This is a genomic window from Streptomyces sp. NPDC051976 (assembly GCF_040680795.1).
In the GTDB taxonomy this organism is placed as follows: Bacteria; Actinomycetota; Actinomycetes; order Streptomycetales; family Streptomycetaceae; genus Actinacidiphila.
This window is the reverse complement of the sequence record NZ_JBFAXL010000002.1, coordinates 132,891-154,403: the sequence shown is the minus strand read 5'-3', so window position 1 is coordinate 154,403 and position 21,513 is coordinate 132,891. Positions and strand designations below refer to the sequence as shown.

Below are 21,513 nucleotides of genomic sequence, written 5' to 3'. Positions count from 1 at the left end.
TGGGCCCTTCCTGATCAGCGGGGCTCCAGTGGGTCGGGTCGGCTGAGCAGCTCCGCGAGCGGGGTGCCCGTTCGGGCGGCGGCGATGCGGCGGGCGCGGAGCTGGGCGCGGGTTCGGGGGCGGAATTTGGGCTGTCGTGCGCAACCGCAGGGCTCGAAGCCGTCGTAGCGCAGCCCGGCGTTGAGCACGACTGTGACGACCGACCACGCCTTTCGATTGCTGCGGCGGGGCGGCGCGAAGTCGTGGCCGGCGCACAGCAGCGGTCCCGAGCAGCGCGGGCATGCGTGGCCGCCCTCGCGAGGATGCCGCTTGAAGCTGATCCGGCACGAGACGCACGCGTAGTGCAGCTTGTAGTGGACGAAGGCGTAGGTGCACACGGGCCGACCGTACCGACGGCGCCTGGTCACCGACCACCGGATTCCGCGTCAGGAGCCCGGCTTGTTCCCCTGTGGTGGGCCTTGTTCGGTCCGCCAGCGAGCCCGGACCACCCCGTCGCTGTCGGGCATGACAGCGGTGAACAGCGGCACGCGTTCGTCGGCGTATGCCGGAAGAAGCGCTGCCGCACCCGCGGCGGACATGCGGGCCGTCAGCTCCGGGAAGTCGTCCTCATCGGCTACGGCGCTGTGGATCCGGCCGTCCTGGTCCTGCCAGACCCCTTCGACGAGGCCCTCGGTCGGCAGAGCCCTGAGGACTCCATCGACGTCCGCCGACAGATCTGGCCATACGTACAGGCGTGCGCGGGGGCCGATCCCGGCGCGCACCGTGGCGACGGAATCGGGCGTGAGGCGGTGCCATCGTGAAGCGCCTTCGACGTATTGCTCCTCCAGGAGCCCGGCGCTGCCTGCGGCGACTGCCCGGTGGAGAGCGGCCCAGAAGTCCTCGTCGCCAGGTCGCTGGACACCTTCGTCGTCGGTCTCCATCTCGTAGGGAGAGGAGTCGACGCGCTCCGGGAACAGCCCGAGGGCGCGGGTTCGGGCCAGTGCCTCGTCGCAGGGCCGGTCGCTGCCGATGTAGAGGTACTGGTCCCACCCCACGTGGACGGCGAAGGTGACCTCCACCTCCACCTCCAGCCGGCACCAGGCCCCGTTGTCGCGCAGCATGGCGCGTACCAACTCCAGCCCGACGTCGAGCGGCACCTCCGCCCCGTCGTGGAATCCGGCTGGGCCACCGGGGAAGAGTCCGTCCAGCCCGAAGCCGTCCACTGGGGGCTCCAGGCCGAAGTGCGCGAGAGAGGGCAGCTGTGGTTCCCGTACGGTCAGGTGGCCGACGCCGGTGGCCCCGGCGAAGGCCGCCACCGACCGCAGGTAGGCCGCCTCGACCTCGCCATGGTCGCTGAGTGTGTCCGCGGTGCCCTGGTAGCGCCCGTATGCGTCACGGTCGGCGGGGTCGTATTTGGTGACGCGGTAGACGTAGGGGAGCTGCACGGCCCCATCATCCAGTGCGCTCCCGCCACCTCGCGAGGAAACGTCGCGCGAGGACGTACCCGACAGCGGGGAGCGGGCGCCGGACCGGCTCTGGGGTTGGCGGATTCGTACGGTGAGGGGTGCGGTGGGGGTGCCGGGCGGGGGGCTGTGGGGGGAATGGGGGACGATGGGGGGATGACTGACAACGTGTTCTTCGACATCAGCATCGACGGCAAGCCCGCTGGGCGGATCGTCTTCAAGCTTTACGACGCCGACGTGCCGCAGACGGCGCGGAACTTCCGGGAGCTGGCCACCGGGCAGAACGGCTATGGGTACGCGGGGTCGTCCTTCCACCGGGTGATCCCGGAGTTCATGCTGCAGGGCGGCGACTTCACCGCCGGTAACGGCACGGGCGGCAAGAGCATCTACGGCGCCACGTTCGCCGACGAGGCCTTCGTGGCCAAGCACGACCGGCCGTTCCTGCTCTCGATGGCGAACCGCGGCCCGAACACCAATGGCTCGCAGTTCTTCGTCACCACGGTGAAGACGCCCTGGCTGGACGGCAAGCACGTGGTCTTCGGCGAGGTCGTCGAGGGCTCGGAGCTGGTGAAGCAGATCGAGGGCCTCGGCACGTCGTCGGGCGCGCCCCGCGGTGAGATCACCATCGCCGCGTCCGGGACCGTCGCGTAGCGCCTCCCGTCAGGACGTCCCGTCCTCGGCCCCCTGCCTGCTGAACATCGAGCGGGCGGGGGGCCGCCGCCTTACCAGGCCGTCCGCTTTACCCGGCCGTCCGGCCGGCCCCACGCCGGGTGAACGCGCGGACGGTCTCGCCGAGGGTCGCCACCGCGGCGGTGATGTCGGTCGGGGTGCGCGCCGCGTAGCCGAGGACCAGGCCGGGCGGGGCGGGGCGCTGGGCGTGCCAGGACAGGGGGTGCGCCTTGACGCCCCGGGCGAGGGCCGCGGCGGCGAGGAGGGTGTCGGGGAAGGCCGCCGCGTCGAAGGTGATCGTCAGATGGAGGCCCGCGGCGGCGCCGTGCAGGGTGGCGCCCGGCAGGTGGTCCTTGATCGCGGCGGCCATGGCGTCGCGGCGCCGCCGGTGGCGGGTACGCAGCAGGCGCAACTGGCGTTCGAGGTCGCCCGACTCCATCAGATGGGCCAGGACGAGCTGGGGCAGTACGGCGTTGCCGAGGTCGGCGAGGCGCTTGGCGGCGACCAGGGCGTCGCGGTACGGCGGTGGGGCGAGTACCCAGCCGATCCGCAGGGCGGGGGCGAGGAGTTTGGAGACGCTGCCCGCGTAGCAGACGTGCCCGGGGAGCATCGCGCGCAGGGCGGGGACGGGCGGCCGGTCGTAGCGGTGCTCGGCGTCGTAGTCGTCCTCGATGACCAGCCCACCGCTCTCGGTGGCCCAGCGCATCAGCTCGCGGCGCCGCACACCGCCGAGCACCACGCCCATCGGGAACTGGTGCGCCGGGGTGAGCAGTACGGCGGCGGCGCCGGTGGCCCGGAGCGCGTCGACGCTGACGCCCTCCGCGTCGACCGGGACCGGCGGGGTGTCCAGTCCCTGCGCGGCCAGGTGCTGGCGGGCGCCGAGCGCCCCGGGGTCCTCCACCGCCACCCGGGGGATCCCCGCGTCGCGCAGCACCCGGCCGAGCAGGGTCAGCGTCTGGGCGGTGCCGGAGACGATCAGCACCTCGTCCGGGTCGGCCCTGACCCCGCGGTTACGGGCCAGCCAGTCGGCGATCGCGCGGCGCAGCACGGGTGCGCCCCGCGGGTCGCCGTAACCGAACTCCGCCGACGGCAGCGACCCGAGCACGGCGCGTTCGGCACGCAGCCAGGCCGCCCGCGGGAAGGCGGTGAGATCCGGCAGGCCGGGCGTCAGATCGAACCGGGCGGGCAGCGCCCGCAGCGCGTCAAAGAGGTTCGCCTCCGGCGGTGTGGCGAAGCGGTCCGCCCCGGGCGCGGGGACGGCGACCGGCGGTTGCGGGCTCCCGGACGAGTCCCCGGGCGCGGGGACGGAGCGACCGGCGTCGGCCGCGGGGACGCCGACCGGCGGGTACGGGCCCGCGCAAGAGTCCCCGGGCGGGACCCCGGACCTGTCCATGGGCCGGTCCACGGACGGGCTCCCGGGCGTGTCCACCCACGGGACCCCAGATTGGGGCGGCGGGGCTGCGACCACGGTTGTGCCGTTGCGGCGGTGGCCCGCCGTGTGGCCGTCTTCGGTCAGGCGCTGGTACGCCTCGGTGACCACGCCGCGGGAGACGCCGAGTTCGGCGGCCAGCACCCGGCTCGCGGGGAGTTTGCTGCCCACGGGCAGCCGTCCGTCGGCGATGGCCAGCCGCAGCTGGCGGGCGAGCCAGTCGGCGCGGCCGCCGTTCGGCGCCTGGCGGATGTCGAGTTGCAGGAAGTCGGACGACCCGGAGGCTGCCGCTGAGGGCGTATTGGACCTCTCCGATACACCCTCTTTGGATCTGTCCACCAGGCCATAGTGGCAGCACGCTGGTTCGCATGGACACCACCACGCAGGTCACCAGGAACGACCACCGCTACGTACACGGCTACTCAGCGCGCGAGGCCCGCCGCCTCGGCGACCAGGCGGACACGCTCGCGGCGCTGCTGCACGCGGGCACGGCCTACCCCGCGGGCAGCCGCGTCCTGGAGATCGGCTGTGGCGTCGGCGCCCAGACGGTGCACCTGGCCAGAGCGAGCCCGGGAGCGCGGATCGTCGCCGTCGACCGCTCGGCCGACTCGCTGGCCCAGGCCCGCGCCCGGGTCGCGGCCGAAGCGCCGACGGCGGACCAGGCGAACACGGCGGACACGGCCGTCGTCGTCGAGTGGCATGTCGCCGACCTGTTCGCTCTGCCGTTCGCCGAGGCGGAGTTCGACCATGTCTTCGTCTGCTTCGTGCTGGAGCACCTGCCCGATCCGGTGCGTGCCCTGGCCGTACTGCGGCGGGTGCTGCGGCCCGGCGGGACGATCACCGTCATCGAGGGCGACCACGGATCGGCGTTCTTCCACCCGGCGGGGGCGTACGCCCAGGCGGTGATCGACTGCCAGATCCGGCTGCAGGCCGCCGCGGGCGGCAACGCGCTGATCGGCAGGCAGCTCGCCCCGCTGCTGGCCGACGGCGGATACGAGGGCGTCGTGGTCCGCTCGCGTACGGTCTGGGCCGACAGCAGCAGGCCCGCGCTGGTGGAGGGGTTCACCCGCGACACCTTCATCGCCATGGTCGAGGCCGTCCGGGACGAGGCACTGGCCGCCGGTCTCGTCACCGCGGCCGACTGGGAGCGCGGGATCGCCGAACTGCGGCGCACCGCACGGGAGGACGGGGCCTTCCACTACACCTTCTTCAAGGCGGTCGCGGTGCGCGGGGAAGGACGGCCCGGCGGACGCCGGAAGGAGCCCGCCGGGTAGCCCCGAGGAGTACGCCCCCAGGCCAATACCCAGGTGAGGGCGGTCGGCCTACGATCAGTGGGTGGACACCACCCCGCGCCCGACGGACTCCGCGAAGGGACGCTCCGAGCGCCCCGGACCGCCGCCGCGGGAGCTGACGGTCGGCGCCCGGGTGGCCCCTTGGGTGTGCGGGGCCGCCGGGTTGGCGTTGCTCGCGCTGACGGGCAGATCACTGCTGGTGTTCCGGATGGGGCGCGGCATGGTCAGTCCACCGGCGTTGCTTCTGCTGGTGATCGTCATCGTGTGCGCCCTGCGAATGCTGCGCAGGCGGCCGCTGGCCGCTTTGGCGATGATGCTGGCCGCCGCGTTCGCCGCCGGGTGCGCGGCGCGGACCCCGGTGATCCCGCTGCTGGTGTTCCTGGCGATCGACATCGCCATCACCCGTATCGCGGCACGTGGTTCGCGCCGCACCTCGATTCTCGCCGTATCGATGGCACTCGGAGTGCTGGGCGCCTACGCGCTCGCGTGGGCGCTGTTCCAGCCGCAGCGGTACGACCTGCCGGTCGAGACGGCCATCGCGCTGACCGCGGTCATCGCCTGGCTGGTCGGCGACTCCATGGGGCAGCGGCGGGCACACGCGCAGGCGCTCAGCGCCCAGGCCACCGTGCAGGCGGTCACGGCGGAACGGCTGCGGATCGCCCGTGAGTTGCACGACATGGTCGCGCACAGCATCGGCATCATCGCGATCCAGGCGGGGGTGGGCAGCCGGGTGATCGACACCCAGCCCGCGGAGGCGCGCAACGCGCTGTCGGCCATCGAGGCCACCAGCAGGGAGACCCTCTCGGGGCTGCGGCGGATGCTGGGCGCGCTCCGGCAGGCGGACCCGGTGGCCGACGCGGACCCGGAAGCGGAAGCAACCGCCGAGCGGGGCGACGCCGCTCCGGGCCTCGCGGACGTCGAGCGGCTGGTGGCCAGGACCGGTGACGCGGGCGTACGGGTCGAGGTGCGGTGGCGGGGGGACCGCTCCCCGCTGCCACCGGACATCGACCTGTCCGCCTTCCGCATCATCCAGGAGGCCGTCACCAACGTGGTGCGGCACGCGGGCACCCCGTACTGCCAGGTGTCCGTCGACCGTGGGAAAGAGGAGCTGTCCATCGAGATCACCGACGACGGGAACGGACACGGCGAGAGCCGCCCCGTCCCGTCTCCCGGATACGGCATCTCCGGCATGCGTGAGCGCGTCGGGCTGCTGCACGGCGAGTTCAGCGCGGGTCCGCGGCCCGGCGGCGGCTTCCGTGTCGCGGCCCGGCTGCCGGTGCCGGAGGGGGTCCGATGACCGAGCCACTGGCCCCCGCGGCCGATCCGCCCGGCACTCCCACGACCGTCCGCGTCGCGCTCGCCGACGACCAGCCGCTGGTACGGGCCGGGCTGCGGGTGCTGATCGCCGACACCCCCGATCTGGAGGTCGTCGGCGAGGCCGGTACGGGCGCGCAGGCGGTCCAACTGGTCAGGGACCAACGGCCCGACGTCGTGGTGATGGACATCCGGATGCCGGGGATGGACGGCATCGAGGCCACCCGGATGATCACCGCGGGTCCCGAGGAGACCCGGGTCCTGGTGCTGACCACCTTTGACGACGACGACTACGTGTACGCGGCGCTGCGGGCGGGAGCGAGCGGGTTCCTGGTCAAGGACATGGCGCTGGAGGACATCCTGGCCGGGATACGGGTGGTCGCCGCCGGGGACGCGCTCATCGCGCCGAGCGTCACCCGCCGGCTGATCGAGGAGTTCGCCGGGCGGCCGGAACCCGAGCCCCCCACCACGCCACGCCGTACGGCCGACGGCGTCACCGAACGCGAGCGCGAGGTGCTGACCCTCGTGGGCCGCGGCCTGTCCAACACCGAGATCGCCGCGGAGCTGTCGATCAGCGTGGCCACCGCGAAGGCGCATGTGGCGCGGCTGTTCACCAAGCTCGACGCCCGCGACCGGGTGCATCTGGTGATCATCGCCTACGAGACGGGTCTGGTGCCGCCGCCCCGTTGAGGTCCGCGCCTCGCGCTATCGCTCCAGGGCGCGTTCGATACCGGTACGCACGAACGTCCGTGCCAGCCGGGCCCGTTCGACCCGCCAGAGCGGGTCGAACCGCCGTCGGGCGGCGCCGGGGCGGCCGTACCGGCGGTCGCGGATGTCGTGGACGACCGACGGCGGGGCGTCGAGTTCGGCCGTCAGCAGGTCGAGTGCCTCGCCTTTGGTGATGAGGCGTCCGTCCCGGAGGGTGACGGTGGCGCGGGCGACGGTGACCAGGCCGAGGTCCACCCAGACGTCGCGGAGCCAGTCGAGGCGCCGGGCGGCGGCCGGGTACCAGAAGCCGCGCAGTTCGGTGCGGATGAAGTCCGCGAGTTCCTCGTCGGTGACCGCGGGCAGCAGTTCGGCGGGCGGTGGACCGTACAGGCAGCGTCCGCCGAGGGCCAGTTCGCGGCGGCTGACCTCGGTCACGGTCCGGGCGAAGAGCTTCTGGTGGGCCCAGGTCACATGGCGGTGGCCGGTCTCCGGCAGGGTGGCGGTGGCGATGTAGGAGCAGTGCAGCTTGGCGGAGAGCGGATCGTCCCTGGTCAGCGCCCGGTGCAGGGTGCGCAGCCGGTCGCGCTGGGCGTCGGTGATGTCCTCGGCGACGACGGCGATCAGGTCCAGGTCGCTGCGGCCGGGCTGGAAGTCGCCGAGCGCCAGGGAGCCGTGCGCCCACAGGGCGACCAGCGGCAGCGCGTCGCGGACGTCGCCGACGAAGCGTTCCAGGAGGGCTTCGACGGCGGCGTCCTTCCCGGACTCGCCCTGGCGGTCGGGGTTTCCCGCGTCCTCGTCGTGAGCCATGACCGCGACTATCGCACGGCTGGTGGCGGGGCGGCAGGGCGTCTCAGGCCACGACGCGGCCGCGCAGGATGATGCGGGCGGGCCGGGACAGCACGGACGGGTCGAGGGTCGGGTCGCTGTCGTAGGCGACGAGGTCGGCGGGGCCGCCGTCGACCAGGCCGGGCAGGCCCAGCCAGGAGCGGGCCGACCAGGAGGCGGCGCCGAGCGCGGCCTCGGCGGGCAGTCCCGCCTTGAGCAGCCAGCCGATCTCGGACGCCACCGTGCCGGTGGGGAAGCTGTCGGTGCCCGCGAGGAGGGTGACGCCCGCTTCGTGCGCGGCGGCCACGTTGGGCAGCATGCCGTCCCACCCGGCCAGCCACCAGTCGCGGCGCGCGCTCGGCTCTTCCGCGCGCCTGCGGTCGGCGCCGGCCCCGAAGACGCTGAGGGTGGGGACGTACGCGGTGCCCTGGGCCGCCATCCGGTCGATGAGGCCGGGGTCGAGATGCATGCCGTGTTCCAGGCTGTCCGCCCCGGCCAGTACGGCGTTGCGGCAGCCGTCGCCGGTCTGGCAGTGCACGGCGACCCGTCCGCCGTCCGCGTGCACCGCCGCGACCACGGCGGTCAGCAACTCCAGGGGTACCGCGGGCTCGTCGGGCCGCCAGTCGCCGATCACCTTGCACCAGCCGGAGGACGCCCGTGCCTCCTCGACGGCCGCGGCCACCAGGTCCGCCTCGCTGACGTCCCGCCCGAAGCCGGGGAAGAAGCGGCCGGGGGTGGCCAGCCAGCGCCCGGCGGAACGGACCCGCGGCAGGTCCTCGGCCGCGTCCACCCAGTCGGGTATCCGGGCGGCGGAGCCGGGCGTGCGCACCAGCAGGACGCCCGCGTCCCGGTGGCCGAGCAGGTGCTTGCGCAGCATCTCGTCGCTGAAGGGCTGGTCCGTGCTCTCCGTGCCCGGGTGGGTGTGCGCGTCGACGAGGCCCGGCAGCAGCCAGCCGCCGTCCACCACGAGATCCGCTCCCGGCACCGGATCGGCCCGCAGCCTGTCCCCGTCGATCGCGAAGGTCCGCTCGACCCGCTCCGGCAGCACCACGCCCCGCACCTGGATCACCACAGGTGACCGCCTCCCTCGTCGCCGCGTCCCGCCACCGTATCGACCCGGTGGACCGTACGGATCAAGGCCGGGGAAAGGTCCGACGGGGAAAGGTCAGGCCGGGGAAAGGCCCAGCCGGAAGAGCGTCCGGCCCGGGAAAGCCGCGCGCCCCCGGCGGCCGTCGGACGGTTGCCGGGGGCGCTGGTGCGGGGACGGCCTACGTCGCGGTCCAGACGAAGGTCGCGGAACCGGTGTCGCCCACCGTGTTCCTGGCGGTGACCGTCACCGTGTAGGTGCCGGCCGAGGTGGCGGCGCCGGTGAACCGGCCCGCCCGGCTGAGGGAGATGCCCGGCGGCAGTCCCGTCGCGGTGTAGGTGGTGCCGGAGGCGGCGGCCGGGTCGAAGGCCCAGCCGACCGTGGCGTGCAGCGGGCTGCTCATGCCGTGCGGGTTCGGCACGTTGAGCGGTGCGGCCGTGGCGGCCGGTCCTGCGGCGGTCTCCTTGTCGGTGAGGGCGGCGGCGAGCGCGCCGTTGACCTGGGTCGGGACATTGAGGGTGCCGGTCAGCGGGAGGTTGCGCGAGGAGTCGCCGACCAGGATCTGGTAGTTGCCCGCCGCGGTCGTCCAGCCGTTGGAGGCAGTGTTCCAGTAGGCCAGGTCGTGCGTCGAGACCGTGAAGGTGACGGTCTGCGACTGACCCGGGTTGAGGGTGACGCGCTGGTAGCCGCGCAGTTGGTGCACCGGCTCGCCCGTGGACGCGGGGTCGCCGACATAGAGCTGCGCGACGTCGGTGCCCGCTCGTGACCCGGTGTTGGTCACCGTCGCGTGGACGGTGGCGTTACCGCCGGACAGCGCGCCGACCTGGAGGTTGCTGTAGCCGAAGCTCGTGTACGACAGCCCGTACCCGAAGGGGAAGAGCGGCGCGATGTTCTGTGCGTCGTACCAGCGGTAGCCGACCTTGAGGCCCTCGCTGTACTGCACCGTGCCGTTGGTGCCGGGCCACTGCGCCGGGGTGTTGGCGGGCACGTCGGCCAGGCTCTTCGGGAAGGTGACCGGCAGCTTGCCCGACGGGTTGACGTCGCCGAAGATCAGCGCCGCCATCGCCGTACCGATCTGCTGGCCGGAGTAGAAGCCCTCGAAGACGCCCGCGACCTGGTTCAGCCACGGCATGTTGATCGCCGAGTTGTTGTTGAGCACCACGATGGTGTGCGGGTTCGCCGCCGCCACCTGGGCGATCATGTCGTTCTGACTGGTCGTGCTGCCACCGTTGTTGGGCAGGTCGAGCGTGGTGGTGTCGTGCTCCTCGTTGCCGTAGTTGTCGCTGGCGAAGACGATCGCGACATCGGAGCTGCGGGCCAGTGAGACCGCCGACGGCAGATTGGTCGCGTCGTTGTACTGGACGGTGGTGCCGGTGCCCGCGACACGGTTCTGGATACCGGTGATCGGCCAGACCGTGCCGGAACTCGTCACCGTGGCGCTGCCGCCGCCGATGGACTGCACTCCCGCGCCGCCGTCCCAGCCGATCACCGCGATCGAGTGGGTGGTGGACGTGGACAGCGGCAGGATGCCGTTGTTCTTCAGCAGTACGGTGCCCTCCTCGGCGCCCTGGAGCGCCACGGCCACATGCGCCGGGGTGGTGACGACGGCGTCCCGTGAACCGGTGTGGGGCTTGTCGAACAGGCCGAAGGCGAACATCTGGGTGAGCAGCCTGCTCACCATGGTGTCCAGGGTGGCCTGCGAGACCGTGCCGTTGGCGACCGCCTGGGCGAGGAAGTCGGCGTAGAAATACCCGTTGGGCATCTCCACGGTCAGCCCCGCGTTGGCCGACTCGACCGTCGAGTGGGTACCGCCCCAGTCGCTGGTGACGAAGCCGCCGAAGTTGGCCTGCTGGTAGAGACCGACGTTGAGCAGCGCCGGGTTCTGGCAGGCGGGGATCGTGTTGACGATGCTGTAGGCGCACATCACGGCCGCCGGGGAGCTCTTCTGGATCGCCGTCTGGAACCCGGGCAGGTACATCTCCTGCAGCGTCCGGTTGTCGATGGTGACCGAGCCCGCCGGGTTCTCGATGTTGTAGACGGCCGCGTGCTTGGCCTCCGCCATCACGCCCTGGCTCTGGATGCCGGTGATGTCGGCGGCGGCCATCTGGCCGCTGAGATACGGATCCTCGCTGAAGGACTCGAACGACCGCCCCCAGCGCGGGTCGCGGACGATGTTCAGCGTCGGGCCGAGCGCCACCGCGACGCCCTTGCCCGCGAACTCCGCGCCGATCGCGGCGCCGTACTGCTGCTCCAGCGCGTTGTCGAAGGTCGCGGCGGACGCGTTGCCCGACGGCATCTGGGTCACACCGCCGAGCCCGTCACCGACGCCCGCCGGACCGTCGTGCAGCCCGACATCGGGGATGCACAGCGACGGGATGCCGGTGATGTTGCCGATGTACGGGGACGCGTTGTTGTTGCCGTGCAGGATGGAGACCTTCTGCGCCAGCGTCATCTGGGCCATGAGCTGCTGGACCCGGGTGGCGACCGGCGCGGTGGAACCGACCCACGGGCAGTCGCCGTTGCCGCCGCCGGGCGGCGGGGTGGTGGTGCCGCCGGGAGTCAGGACGGTGAACTCCCAGAGCGAGTAGCCCCATTGGGTGGCGCGCTGGGTGCCGTACAGCCGAACGTAGCGGCCGGTCGCGTTGAAGGTCAGATTCTCGGTGCCGCCGGTCCCGCTCGTCGTGGAGTACGCGTTGTTCCACGTGGAACCGTCGTCCGAGACCTGGATCTGGTACGCCTTGCCGTACGCGGCCTCCCAGATGAGCTGCGCGCCGCAGAGGGTCTGCGAGGAGCCGAGGTCGACCTGGAGCCACTGGGGGTCGGAGGCCGCGCTCGACCAGCGGGTGCCCGCGTTGCCGTCGAAGGCGGCCGAGGCGGGGGTGCCCGCGTTCTCGGTGGAGGACGCGGTGGCGGGCTTGTTGAGGGCGGCGGTGTTGGTGGCGCAGGTGGTGGGGGGTGGGGTGCCGGAGCCGCCGTAGACCTGGAACTCCCAGAGCGAGTAGCCCCATTGGGTGGCGCGCTGGGTGCCGTACATCCGTACATAACGGCCGGTGCCGGTGACGCTCAGCGTCTGGGTGCCGCCGGTGCCGGTGGTGGTCGAGTAGATGTCGTTCCAGGTGCTCGCGTTGTCCGAGACCTGGATCTTGAAGGCTTTGCCGTACGCCGTCTCCCAGTTGAGGACGACCTGGCTGATGGTCTGGCTGGAGCCCAGGTCGACCTGGAGCCACTGCGGATCGGCGGCCTGGCTGGACCAGCGGGTGCCGGTGTCGCCGTCGACGGCCGCGTTCGCGGTGAAGGCGTCCTGGACGGACGAGGCGGTCGCCGGTTTGCCCTGCGAGAGCAGCACCGGCGAGGCGGCGTGGGAGGAGGTCGGTACCAGCGACAGATACGCCGAGGCGATCAGTATCAGGGCCATGAGCAGCACCGCTTGCGGTGACCGCTCGATACGGAAACGTTTACGGCGTGCTGAGAGCCCTAGTGGGGTGAGGCTCATGTGTGCTCCTACGAGTCGGATGTGCGACTTGCGCCGACCCCGGTCTCTCTGCCGGGGCCGGCGCTGGTGCGTACGGAATTGGCTCGCTGTCTGAGAGCGCTCTCTGACCGACGTGATGTCTACGCCCGGGGAAAACGGCTGTCAAGATTTCGCGCAGCCGTGACCGAACGACACCGCTTTCTTCATCGCGGCCCCGCCCCGGGCGGCGTCTGACATGGCGCCAGGCGCGCGGAATCGGCATGACTTTCCGGTCGCATGGCCGCAGGATGACGTCAGGTCCGACGGACCGCCGGCGATACCGGCAATGCCCGTAATGTCAGTGACGTCAGAGAGGCGTACGACGAGTGACAGTTGAGGCCGTGACCGCGCAGGTGTCCGGAAACGCCCAGGGCGATGAGGGCGACGCACTCCTCCCCGCCACCCGCCGCGCGCTGCTGCACCGGGTCGCCGTGGAGCAGTCCAGGGGGCGCGCGCCCTCCACGGTGGGAGCGGTGGTGCGCGAGGGGCGGTTGGTGTGGAGCGGCGCCCGCAGCATGATCGAGGGGCACGCGCCGGACACCGACACGCAGTACCGGATCGGCTCGCTCACCAAGACCTTCGCCGCCGTGCTGGTGATGCGGCTGCGGGACGAGGGGCTGCTGGAGCTGGGCGACCGCCTGGACCAGCACCTGCCGGACGCGGACCTGGGCGCGGGTGCCGGGGCGGGCGCGGCGGACGGGGTGGGGGCCGTGACGATCCGCCAACTGCTCGCGCACACCTCCGGACTGGCCTCCGAGACGCCGGGCCCCTGGTGGGAGCGGACACCCGGCGGTCTCCGCCCCGAGCTGGCAGACGTGCTCGGCGACGCCCCGTACAAGCATCCGGGCGGGAGCCGCCACCACTACTCCAACCCCGGCTTCGCCCTGCTCGGCGCGCTGGTGGAGAAGGTGCGCGGGATGCCGTGGGGTGAGGCGCTGCGCGCCGAGGTGCTCGATCCGCTGGGGATGCCGCGGACGTCCCTGCACCCGCAGTCCCCGCACGCCGGGGGCTTCGCGGTGCACCCGTGGGCGGATGTGATGCAGCCGGAGGTCGTCCAGGACACCGGGCGGATGGCGCCCGCGGGCCAACTCTGGTCGACCGCCGGGGACCTGGCGCGCTGGGCGGCGTTCCTGGCGGCCGGGCACGAGCGGGTGCTCGGCGCGGCGAGCGTGGCGGAGATGCGCACCCCGGCCGCGCCGCCGGACGACACCGATCCGGAGGGCGGCTACGGCCTCGGCCTGCAGCTCCTGCGCCGCGGCGGCCGTTCGCTGGCCGGTCACACCGGCTCGATGCCCGGTTTCCTGGCCGCTATCTGGGTGAGCGTGGAGGACGGCGTCGGCGCGATCGCGCTGGCCAACTGCACCTCGGGGCCCGCGATCAGCACGCTGGCGGCCGATCTGCTGGCCCTCACCGCGGACTCCGAACCCGGACTTCCGGCGCCCTGGCGCCCGGCCGACCGGCTGGACCGCGACCTGCTCGCACTGGCCGGACCCTGGTACTGGGGCACCACCCCGTACGCCCTGCGGGTGCGCGACACCGGCGAGGTGTCGCTCGGCAGACTGACCGGCCCAGGTGGTCGCGCCTCGCGCTTCCGCGCCGAGCCGGACGGCACCTGGACCGGTCTTGAGGGGTACTACGCGGGCGAGACGCTGCGCGCGGTCCGCCGTGCGGACGGCAGCGTCAGCCATCTCGACCTGGGCTCCTTCGTCTTCACACGCGAGCCGTACGATCCCGCTGCCCCGGTACCCGGCGGCCTCGACCCGCAGGGATGGCCGGGGCGCTGACGCCGGGGCGCGGGGCGGCGGAGTCGCCCTGGGTGCCGTGGTCGGGGGCCGCCGTCGTGGGTGTGCCGCCGTCCGCGACCGCGGCGGTGGCCCTGCGCGTGTCTGGCCTGCCGCTGTCCTCGGTCGCGGTCGCGGTCGTGGGCACACCCGCCCCGTCCGCGACCTGCGTGCCGCCGTCCTTCGGCTGTCGCGGCCGCCGGTCGCGCAGCAGGACGGCGGCCAGCGCCGTGGCGGCGGCGAGCAGGGCCGCGGCGACCAGGAAGGCGAGGTGGTAACCGCTGGTCAGGGCGGCGGGCAGGCGTTGGCCCGCGGCGAGCCGGTGGTCGGTGCGGGCACTGGCCAGGGCGGCGAGTACGGCCAGGCCGAGTGCGCCGCCGATCTGCTGGGCGGTGTTGAAGACGCCGGAGATCAGCCCGGAGTCGGCCGGGGTGGCGTCGGACATGCCCAGCGTCATCAGCGACGGCATGGCCAGGCCGAAGGCGACACCGAAGACCAGGGTCGCGGGCAGCACGTCGACCGCGTAGGAGGCGTGCGCCGAGGGCGCCCTGGCCAGCAGCAGGAAGCCGCCCGCGAAGAGCGCGAGGCTGGGCAGCAGCACCGCCCGCTGTCCGAAGCGCGCGCCGAGCCGGGCGGACAGCACCAGCGACATCACGCCGATGACGACGCCGGTCGGCGCGATCGCCAGCCCGATCCGCAGCGGGTCGTAGCCGAGCACCCGCTGCAGGTAGAGCGTGGTGAGGAACTGGAAGCCGAAGCCGCCCGCGACCATCACCGCCAGCACCAGGTTGGCGCCGCTGACCATCCGGGAGCGGAACAGCCGCAGCGGCATCAGCGGCTGGGCCGCCCTGGTCTGCCGGAACAGGAAGGCGGCCAGCAGGACGGCGGACAGTGCCGCGAACCCGGCGGTGTGGGCGGACGCCCAGCCGTGGTCGGTGGTGCCGACGATGGCGTAGACGCCTAGCATCAGCGCGGCGGTGACCAGCACCGCGCCGGGGACGTCCGCGCTGCCGCCGCCTGACCGCGCCGAGGCCCCGGCGGCCCCAGCGGCCCCAGCGGCCCCGGCGGCCCTCGCGGGCCGGTCGTCGGGGAGCAGCCGCAGGCTGAGGACGGCCGCGGCGGCGCCGATGGGGAGGTTGACGAAGAAGATCCAGTGCCAGTTGAGGGCCTGGGTCAGGATGCCGCCCGCGACCAGGCCGAGCACACCGCCCGCGGACTGCACGAAGCTGTAGACGCCCAACGCCCGTGCCCGGCCCGAGGAGTCGGGGTAGAGCGCGATGACCATGCCGAGGCTGACGGCGGAGACCATCGCACCGGCCGCGCCCTGGACGAAGCGGGCGGCGATCAGCAGCCCCGCCGAGTCCGCGAAGCCGCACAGGAGCGAGGCGACGGTGAACGCGATCAGCCCGGTGACCAGGACGCGGCGGCGCCCGAGCAGATCGCCGAGCCGGCCGGAGAGCAGCAGCAGACCGGCGAAGGCGATCAGGTAGGCGTTGACCACCCAGGCCAGGGTGGACTGGGAGAAGCCCAGGTCACCCTGGATGGACGGCAGTGCGACGGTGACGATCGTGCCGTCCAGGATGATCATCAGGGTGCCCGCGCTGAGGACGGCGAGGGCCGCGCCGCGCGAGCCGGTGCGCCGGCCGGGGCGGCCCTGCGGGGAACGGGGTGCGAAGAGTGCGCGCAATGGCATGACAGTCGCCTCCTGGCGGATGGGGTGCCAAGAGAGACCGTAGCAGATGGTTTCGTTGCAGACTATCTTTTACGGTCCTACGCGTCTGAGCTGCGCCGAAGCGCGCGGCCCCGCCCGCTCACTTCCTCGACTGCCGCGGGCGGCGCACCCCCTGCGAGCCGTCGCTGACCTCGGCGGGGGTGGCGAGATGGCCGGTGGCCAGCCGGTTCAGGGCGGCGACGAACGCGTCGCGCTCCTGCTCGGGCAGTGCGCCGAGCACGTCGCCGTGCACGCGGTTGACGATGGCCTGCCCCGCGGCAACCACCTCCTTGCCCGCCGGTGTGACCTTGATGATCCGGGCCCGGCGGTCGGTCGCGGACGGCACGCGTTCGGCCAGCCCCGCTCGCTCCAGATGGTCCACGGTGACCACCATCGTGGTCTTGTCCAGGTCGGACAGCTCCGCGAGCTGCGCCTGTGTCCGCTCGGCCTGCAGCGCGTGCGCCAGCACGCAGTGGGCGCGCGGCGTCATGTCGATCTCCGCCAATGCGGCCGACATCTGGGTGGTCAGCACATGGGCGGTGTGCTGCAGCAGGAACGACACATCGGTGGTCATGGGTCGAGACTAACAAAAAGGTCTACTACGGGATTGTTCGGCGACGGACCTATCTGCCGAAAATCCGTGGTCACGGTGAGTGTTCCACGTGAAACACTCGCGCAGGTGGCCGAGGGGCGGCCGGTGACAACGGGTGAGGGAGCATCGCGGTGGGGCGTCTGCACATCTTCGACATGGACGGGACGCTGCTGCGCGGTTCGTCGGCAGGGATCCAGATCGCCCGTGAGATGGGGCTGGTGGCCGAGTTCCAGGAGCTGGAAGCGGCGCTGCTGCGCGGGGTGATCGACCCGGTCGGCTACGCGGAACGCGCGTACGCGATGTGGTCCACGCTCACCGAGCACCAGGTGACGGCCGCCTTCGACGGTTCGCCCTGGCTCACCGGCATCCGTGAGGTCTGGGCCGACATCACGGCCCGCGGGGAGCACTGCGCGGTCATCTCGCTCTCGCCCAGCTTCTTCGTGACCCGGCTGCGCGCCTGGGGCGTCCACCAGGCCCGCGCCTCGGTCTTCCCCGAGGTCCCCTTCACCTCCGAGGCCCGGCTCGACCCCGCCGGGATACTGGTCCCCGAGTCCAAGGTGAGCATCGCCGACGAGCTGTGCGCGCTCTACGGTGTCGGCCGGGCCGACTGCGTCGCGTACGGGGACTCGCTCTCCGACACCGCGCTGTTCGCAGCGGTCCCCGTCTCGGTCGCGGTGAACGGCGACTCCCACGTCAGCGGCCTGGCCACCCACGCGTACGCGGGCGGTGACCTGCGCGAGGCGTACGCCCTGGTCGCCGGGGACTGACCGCGCACGACCCGCGACACAATGTGAGCCGATCGATCCTACGCGCATCGGTTTCCCCGTTTACGGTGCTTCCGGCTATTCGTCCCGCCCGTCTTTCCCTCATGGCACGCTCACTCAGCACTACGCGCGAGCGCACAAGGGATCGACGGGAACGACGACCGGGAGTTCGGGGCCACGTGATCATGGATGCCAAGACCACCGCCTCTGCCAGCACTTCTGCGAGCGCCGCCTCGCCGCCCTCCGCCACACCCCCGCCCGAGGCGTCCAAACCCTCGCCTGAGGCGCCCCCCTCCGCGTCTCAGGCGTTCACTTCCCCGCTGGCCGCCGCTCCCACGGCGGCGCCGCCCTCCCCGGACGCGTATCTGATCAGCCGCACGCTGGAGGAGATCACCCCGGTCGCGGACCGGGCCACCTCGTACTTCTACGCGCTGCTCTTCATCCGCCACCCCGAACTGCGCGAGCTGTTCCCGGCGGCGATGGACGCCCAGCGCGACCGCATACTCAAGGCCCTGCTCACGGCCGCCGACCATATCGACGACCCGGCGGCGCTCACCACCTTCCTGTCGCATCTGGGCCGCGGGCACCGCAAGTACGGCACCCGCTCCGAGCACTACCCGGCCGTCGGCGAGGCACTGCTCGGCTCGCTCGCCCGGTACGCCTCCGCCGTGTGGACCCCGCAGACCGAGGCGGCCTGGGTGCGGGCGTACACCGCGATCTCGCAGATCATGATCGACGCCGCCGCGGCCGACGAGCAGCACGCGCCGCCCTGGTGGCAGGGCGAGATCGTCGGCCTCGACCACCGCACCTCGGACGTGGCGATCGTCACCGTACGGCCCGACCAGGCGTATCCCTTTCTCGCCGGGCAGTACGCGAGCGTCGAGACCCCGTGGTGGCCGCGGGTGTGGCGGCACTACTCTCTCGCCTCGGCGCCGCGCGACGACGGGCTGCTCACCTTCCATGTGCGGGCCGTCCCCGCGGGCTGGGTGAGCAACGCGCTGGTCAACCACGCCCGGCCCGGGGACGTGATCCGGCTCGGGCCGCCCGCCGGGTCCATGGTCGTGGACCACACCACCGACGACGGCCTGCTCTGCCTGGGCGGCGGCACCGGTATCGCCCCCATCAAGGCGCTGGTCGAGGACGTGGCCCGGTACGGCCGGCACCGCGCGGTCGAGGTCTTCTACGGCGCCCGGCACACCCATGACCTCTACGAGCTCGACACCATGCTGCGGATGCAGCGCGCCCACTCCTGGCTGTCGGTGCGCACGGTCGTCTCCGACACCCCCAGGGACGCGCTGACCGGGCCGCTGCCGGACGCCGTAAGGGAGTTCGGGCCGTGGGAGGCGTTCGACGCGTATCTGTCGGGGCCGCCCGGCATGGTCCGCAGCGGCGTGGACACCCTGGTGCGGATCGGGATGCCGACCCACCGGATCCGGCACGACCTGGCGCAGGAGCTCGCCCCGACGGATTAGGGCCGCCGAGGCCCCCTGGGAGCGCCGCGGCCGTCAGCCCAGGTCGGAGCCGAGCAGCCCGAGCACGCCCTCGATGTTCGCGTCCAGGTAGTGCCGCAGGGTCAGCGGCACGATGCCGACCGAGGCGATGCCCATCCTGCTGAACGGCACGCGCACCACCTCGTACTCGCCGCAGGGCTCGTCGATCTCGGGCCCGTGCCGCCGGTCCAGGTCGATCGACTCCAGCCGGCACACGAAGAAGTACTGGATCTTCACGCCGTGCGAGCCGTCGTCCGCGATGTGCTCGGTGGTGTCCACGAAGGCCGGGACCACGTCCGAGACCTTCGCGCCCAGCTCCTCGTCGACCTCGCGGTGCATCGCCGCGACGATGCTCGCGTCGTCGTCCTCGACACCGCCGCCGGGGGTGATCCAGTACGGGGCGAGGCCGGGCTTGGTGCGCTTGATCAGGATGAGACGGTCACCGTCGAGCACGAGGGCGCGAGCGGTGCGCTTGACCACCGGCCGGGTGGTGGGGCTGTCATGCGTGTCCGGGGGCATGCCAGAGATCTGCCGCACGGCGGGGGGCGGCAAACTTGCCCGCCCCCGCGAATCCGCCCCGACCGGCCAGGTCACACCGCCTCCGCCGCCTCGTCCAGCGCACTCAGCACATCGGCCACGATGTCCTCCGCGTCCTCGATGCCCACCGAGAAGCGGATGAAGCCGTCCGGCACGGCGTCGCCGCCCCAGCGGGCCCGGCGCTCCGCCGTGCACTGCACACTGCCGAAACTGGTGGCCTCCGACGTCAGGCGCAGCGCCGCCAGGAAGCGTTCGGCGTGCGCCTTGCCGGGCAGCGTGAAGGACACCACACTCCCGAAGCGGCGCATCTGCGCGGACGCCACCTCGTGCGCGGGGTCGCCCGGCAGCCCGGGGTGCCGTACGTCCGTCACCTCGGGGCGCTTGAGCAGTTCGCCCGCCAGCGCCAGGGCGTTGGCCGCCTGCCGGTCCACCCGCAGCGACAGGGTGGCCAGCGACCGGTGCGCCAGCCATGCCTCCATCGGGCCGGGGATGGCGCCCACCGTCTTGCGCCACTGCTTCACCCCGGCGGCCAGCGCGGCGTCGCGCGTGGTGACGTAGCCGAGCAGCAGATCGCCGTGGCCGCTGAGCGCCTTGGTGCCGCTGGCCAGCGAGAAGTCCGCGCCGAGCGCCAGCGGGCGCTGGCCCAGCGGGGTCGCCAGGGTGTTGTCGACCGCGACCAGCGCGCCCGCCGCGTGCGCGGCGTCGGCCAGCCGCCGGATGTCGCACACGTCGAGGCCCGGGTTGGACGGCGTCTCCAGCCACAGCAGCCGTACGCCCTCCAGCGCCGCGAGCTGCGCGTCGCCCGCGGTCGGTGCCAGCCGTACCGTCACGCCGTACGACTCCAGCCGCTCCTGGAGCGAGCGGGTCGCCTGGTAGCTGTCGGACGGCAGCAGCACGGTGTCACCGGCCCGCACCTGCGACAGCAGCACCGCCGAGACGGCGGCCATGCCAGAGGCGAAGGCGAGCGTGGTGGCCGCCGGGTCGCCGGGGCACTCCAGCTCGGAGATCGCCTCCTCCAGCCGGTGCCAGGTCGGGTTCTCGTCCCGCCCGTAGGTGTAGGGCCCGGTGGCCTCACCGGGCAGGTGGTAGTGCGAGACGAAGACCGGCCCCGGCAGCGACGGCTCGTACGCCGTCGCCGGGGGCCGCCCGGCGTGCACGCTGCGGGTGCTGTCGCCGGTGGAGCGGGTGGAACCCGTGGAGCCTGTGGTGCCGGTGGAGCCTGCCGTGCTGTTGGAGCCGTGCGCGCTGCCGGGGGAGCCGCCCGTCACTTGTCGTCCGGGAGGATGACGTGCAGCGCCCAGGACACGATGCTGATGATCAGGCCGCCGACGACCGCCGTCCAGAAGCCGTGGACATGGAAGTTGAGGCTGAGTTTGTCGGCCAGCCACGAGGTGAGGAGCAGCATCAGGGCGTTCACGACGAGCGTGATCAGCCCGAGGGTGAGGATGAACAGCGGGAAGGACAGGACCTTCACGATCGGCTTGACGAGCCAGTTCACGACGCCGAAGACGAGCGCGACGAGGATCAGGGTGAGCGTCTTGTGCCAGGTGCTGTCCCCGGTGAGCGTGATGTCCTTTATGAGCCAGATGGCCACACCGAGGGCACCGGCGTTGGCCAGGGTCTTGACGATGAAGTTCTTCATGGTGTGATCGTCGCAGAACTCATCCACCAGGCAAGAGACCGGACAAGGGAGAACTGATGAAGGTGTTCCGGCTGGACGACCTCGACGCGGAACGGGCCGCCAACGAGGGTGCCTATCTGCGTTTCCTGCGCGAAAGCACCATGTCGGCCGGCCTCTACGCGCTCAAGGCCGGGGAGACGGACCCGCAGCAGCCGCACGCCCAGGACGAGATCTACCTCGTGGTGAGTGGCCGCGCCTCGATCACCGTGGGGGAGGAGACGACCACGGTCGCCCGCGGCAGCGTCGTCTGGGTACCGGCCGGGACCCCGCACCGCTTCCACCACATCACCGAGGACCTCAGGGTCATGGTGGTCTTCTCACCCCCGGAACCCTAAGGGTGCGTTCAGGGTCGCATCCGGTGCCCGGGGCCTCCGCACGGCGCACCTGTGGCCCTACAGTCGAAGTATCGACGGAACGCCGTACACGGGAACGAAGGAGAGTTCGGACGCCATGGAGAATCTGCTGAAGGGCCTGCCCTGGTGGGTCAAGTGGATCGGTATCCCGGTCATCGCGCTGGTCGTCTTCAGCAGCCTGATCGGCATGATCGTGGGCCTGCTGTTCAAGGCGCTGGTGTTCGTCGCGCTGGTCGGCGGACTGATCTACGTCGTGAAGCGCGTCACATCCTCGTCCGACTCGGGTTCGCGGCGCGACTGGTGACGCGGGCGGGCCGCGCGCCCGCC

Annotated in this window: 20 protein-coding genes; 9 read left to right on the top strand and 11 right to left on the bottom strand. The window is 72.3% G+C overall.

Features of this window, described 5'->3' with window-relative positions; translation table 11 throughout:
* Positions 1–14 precede the first annotated feature (14 nt).
* Positions 15–377 (bottom strand): hypothetical protein, encoded by a 363-nt coding sequence (locus tag AB0M29_RS03025; protein ID WP_365378017.1) that lies wholly within the window; start codon positions 375–377, stop codon positions 15–17.
* Positions 378–425: 48 nt separating this feature from the next.
* Positions 426–1,424, bottom strand: coding sequence for an RNA-binding protein (locus tag AB0M29_RS03020; protein WP_365378014.1), 999 nt, complete (start codon positions 1,422–1,424; stop codon positions 426–428).
* 174 nt (positions 1,425–1,598) lie between these two features.
* Between AB0M29_RS03020 and AB0M29_RS03015 the strand changes: the two genes are divergently transcribed.
* Complete coding sequence (locus AB0M29_RS03015) at positions 1,599–2,093, top strand: peptidylprolyl isomerase (RefSeq protein ID WP_365378012.1); 495 nt, start codon at positions 1,599–1,601, stop codon at positions 2,091–2,093.
* An 88-nt stretch (positions 2,094–2,181) separates the two neighbouring features.
* Here AB0M29_RS03015 and AB0M29_RS03010 read toward each other — a convergent pair whose 3' ends face one another.
* On the bottom strand, positions 2,182–3,804 hold the full coding sequence (locus AB0M29_RS03010) for a PLP-dependent aminotransferase family protein (protein WP_365378583.1): 1,623 nt from the start codon (positions 3,802–3,804) through the stop codon (positions 2,182–2,184).
* A gap of 104 nt (positions 3,805–3,908) precedes the next feature.
* Between AB0M29_RS03010 and AB0M29_RS03005 the strand changes: the two genes are divergently transcribed.
* From AB0M29_RS03005 to AB0M29_RS02995, 3 genes are all read left to right on the top strand, one after another.
* Positions 3,909–4,814: a methyltransferase domain-containing protein gene (locus AB0M29_RS03005; protein ID WP_365378009.1), complete on the top strand. Its 906-nt coding sequence runs from the start codon at positions 3,909–3,911 to the stop codon at positions 4,812–4,814.
* A 61-nt stretch (positions 4,815–4,875) separates the two neighbouring features.
* Positions 4,876–6,129 (top strand): sensor histidine kinase, encoded by a 1,254-nt coding sequence (locus AB0M29_RS03000; RefSeq protein WP_365378006.1) that lies wholly within the window; start codon positions 4,876–4,878, stop codon positions 6,127–6,129.
* A complete protein-coding gene (locus AB0M29_RS02995; RefSeq protein WP_365378004.1) occupies positions 6,126–6,836 on the top strand; it encodes a response regulator transcription factor in 711 nt (236 codons plus the stop codon). Before AB0M29_RS03000 ends, AB0M29_RS02995 begins: the two co-directional genes overlap by 4 nt.
* Before the next feature lie 15 nt (positions 6,837–6,851).
* Here AB0M29_RS02995 and AB0M29_RS02990 read toward each other — a convergent pair whose 3' ends face one another.
* The 3 genes from AB0M29_RS02990 to AB0M29_RS02980 form a co-directional block, all read right to left on the bottom strand.
* A complete protein-coding gene (locus AB0M29_RS02990; protein WP_365378001.1) occupies positions 6,852–7,661 on the bottom strand; it encodes a nucleotidyltransferase domain-containing protein in 810 nt (269 codons plus the stop codon).
* 43 nt (positions 7,662–7,704) lie between these two features.
* Entirely contained in the window at positions 7,705–8,751 is a 1,047-nt protein-coding gene (locus tag AB0M29_RS02985; protein WP_365377998.1) for an amidohydrolase family protein, read from the bottom strand.
* A 196-nt stretch (positions 8,752–8,947) separates the two neighbouring features.
* Positions 8,948–12,181: a discoidin domain-containing protein gene (locus AB0M29_RS02980; protein WP_365377996.1), complete on the bottom strand. Its 3,234-nt coding sequence runs from the start codon at positions 12,179–12,181 to the stop codon at positions 8,948–8,950.
* Between the two features lie 437 nt (positions 12,182–12,618).
* On the opposite strand from AB0M29_RS02980, the gene AB0M29_RS02975 reads away from it, so the two are divergent.
* Positions 12,619–14,061 carry a serine hydrolase domain-containing protein gene (locus AB0M29_RS02975; protein ID WP_365377994.1) on the top strand — a complete coding sequence of 481 codons (1,443 nt, stop codon included), beginning with the start codon at positions 12,619–12,621 and terminating at the stop codon, positions 14,059–14,061.
* On the opposite strand, the gene AB0M29_RS02970 is transcribed toward AB0M29_RS02975, so the two are convergent.
* Together AB0M29_RS02970 and AB0M29_RS02965 are read right to left on the bottom strand one after the other, a co-directional pair.
* Positions 13,988–15,751, bottom strand: coding sequence for a DHA2 family efflux MFS transporter permease subunit (locus AB0M29_RS02970; protein WP_365377991.1), 1,764 nt, complete (start codon positions 15,749–15,751; stop codon positions 13,988–13,990). The two genes, AB0M29_RS02975 and AB0M29_RS02970, sit on opposite strands and share 74 nt — an antisense overlap.
* 118 nt (positions 15,752–15,869) lie before the next feature.
* Positions 15,870–16,343: a MarR family winged helix-turn-helix transcriptional regulator gene (locus AB0M29_RS02965; RefSeq protein ID WP_365377989.1), complete on the bottom strand. Its 474-nt coding sequence runs from the start codon at positions 16,341–16,343 to the stop codon at positions 15,870–15,872.
* A 149-nt stretch (positions 16,344–16,492) separates the two neighbouring features.
* Here AB0M29_RS02965 and AB0M29_RS02960 point away from each other — a divergent pair, with 149 nt between their 5' ends.
* Together AB0M29_RS02960 and AB0M29_RS02955 are read left to right on the top strand one after the other, a co-directional pair.
* Positions 16,493–17,128, top strand: a complete 636-nt coding sequence (locus AB0M29_RS02960; protein ID WP_365377987.1) for an HAD-IB family phosphatase — start codon at positions 16,493–16,495, stop codon at positions 17,126–17,128.
* 182 nt (positions 17,129–17,310) lie between these two features.
* Entirely contained in the window at positions 17,311–18,597 is a 1,287-nt protein-coding gene (locus tag AB0M29_RS02955; RefSeq protein ID WP_365378580.1) for a globin domain-containing protein, read from the top strand.
* A 33-nt stretch (positions 18,598–18,630) separates the two neighbouring features.
* Here AB0M29_RS02955 and AB0M29_RS02950 read toward each other — a convergent pair whose 3' ends face one another.
* From AB0M29_RS02950 to AB0M29_RS02940, 3 genes are all read right to left on the bottom strand, one after another.
* The gene (locus AB0M29_RS02950; protein WP_365377985.1) at positions 18,631–19,134 is read right to left on the bottom strand and encodes an NUDIX hydrolase; all 504 of its coding nucleotides are present in this window, start codon (positions 19,132–19,134) and stop codon (positions 18,631–18,633) included.
* A gap of 71 nt (positions 19,135–19,205) precedes the next feature.
* Complete coding sequence (locus tag AB0M29_RS02945; RefSeq protein WP_365377983.1) at positions 19,206–20,420, bottom strand: cystathionine gamma-lyase; 1,215 nt, start codon at positions 20,418–20,420, stop codon at positions 19,206–19,208.
* Positions 20,417–20,794: a phage holin family protein gene (locus AB0M29_RS02940; protein ID WP_365377980.1), complete on the bottom strand. Its 378-nt coding sequence runs from the start codon at positions 20,792–20,794 to the stop codon at positions 20,417–20,419. Before AB0M29_RS02940 ends, AB0M29_RS02945 begins: the two co-directional genes overlap by 4 nt.
* Before the next feature lie 56 nt (positions 20,795–20,850).
* On the opposite strand from AB0M29_RS02940, the gene AB0M29_RS02935 reads away from it, so the two are divergent.
* Together AB0M29_RS02935 and AB0M29_RS02930 are read left to right on the top strand one after the other, a co-directional pair.
* Positions 20,851–21,168: a cupin domain-containing protein gene (locus tag AB0M29_RS02935; RefSeq protein ID WP_365377978.1), complete on the top strand. Its 318-nt coding sequence runs from the start codon at positions 20,851–20,853 to the stop codon at positions 21,166–21,168.
* 115 nt (positions 21,169–21,283) lie between these two features.
* On the top strand, positions 21,284–21,490 hold the full coding sequence (locus tag AB0M29_RS02930; RefSeq protein WP_365377976.1) for a DUF5326 family protein: 207 nt from the start codon (positions 21,284–21,286) through the stop codon (positions 21,488–21,490).
* Positions 21,491–21,513: the final 23 nt, after the last annotated feature.

Coding starts and splice junctions, on each gene's coding strand:
- AB0M29_RS03015 (WP_365378012.1), top strand. CDS start 1,599: ATGACTGACAACGTGTTCTTCGACATCAGCATCGACGGCAAGCCCGCT.
- AB0M29_RS03005 (WP_365378009.1), top strand. CDS start 3,909: ATGGACACCACCACGCAGGTCACCAGGAACGACCACCGCTACGTACAC.
- AB0M29_RS02995 (WP_365378004.1), top strand. CDS start 6,126: ATGACCGAGCCACTGGCCCCCGCGGCCGATCCGCCCGGCACTCCCACG.
- AB0M29_RS02990 (WP_365378001.1), bottom strand. CDS start 7,661: ATGGCTCACGACGAGGACGCGGGAAACCCCGACCGCCAGGGCGAGTCC.
- AB0M29_RS02980 (WP_365377996.1), bottom strand. CDS start 12,181: ATGGCCCTGATACTGATCGCCTCGGCGTATCTGTCGCTGGTACCGACC.
- AB0M29_RS02970 (WP_365377991.1), bottom strand. CDS start 15,751: ATGCCATTGCGCGCACTCTTCGCACCCCGTTCCCCGCAGGGCCGCCCC.
- AB0M29_RS02965 (WP_365377989.1), bottom strand. CDS start 16,343: ATGACCACCGATGTGTCGTTCCTGCTGCAGCACACCGCCCATGTGCTG.
- AB0M29_RS02955 (WP_365378580.1), top strand. CDS start 17,311: ATGGATGCCAAGACCACCGCCTCTGCCAGCACTTCTGCGAGCGCCGCC.
- AB0M29_RS02950 (WP_365377985.1), bottom strand. CDS start 19,134: ATGCCCCCGGACACGCATGACAGCCCCACCACCCGGCCGGTGGTCAAG.
- AB0M29_RS02940 (WP_365377980.1), bottom strand. CDS start 20,794: ATGAAGAACTTCATCGTCAAGACCCTGGCCAACGCCGGTGCCCTCGGT.
- AB0M29_RS02935 (WP_365377978.1), top strand. CDS start 20,851: ATGAAGGTGTTCCGGCTGGACGACCTCGACGCGGAACGGGCCGCCAAC.
- AB0M29_RS02930 (WP_365377976.1), top strand. CDS start 21,284: ATGGAGAATCTGCTGAAGGGCCTGCCCTGGTGGGTCAAGTGGATCGGT.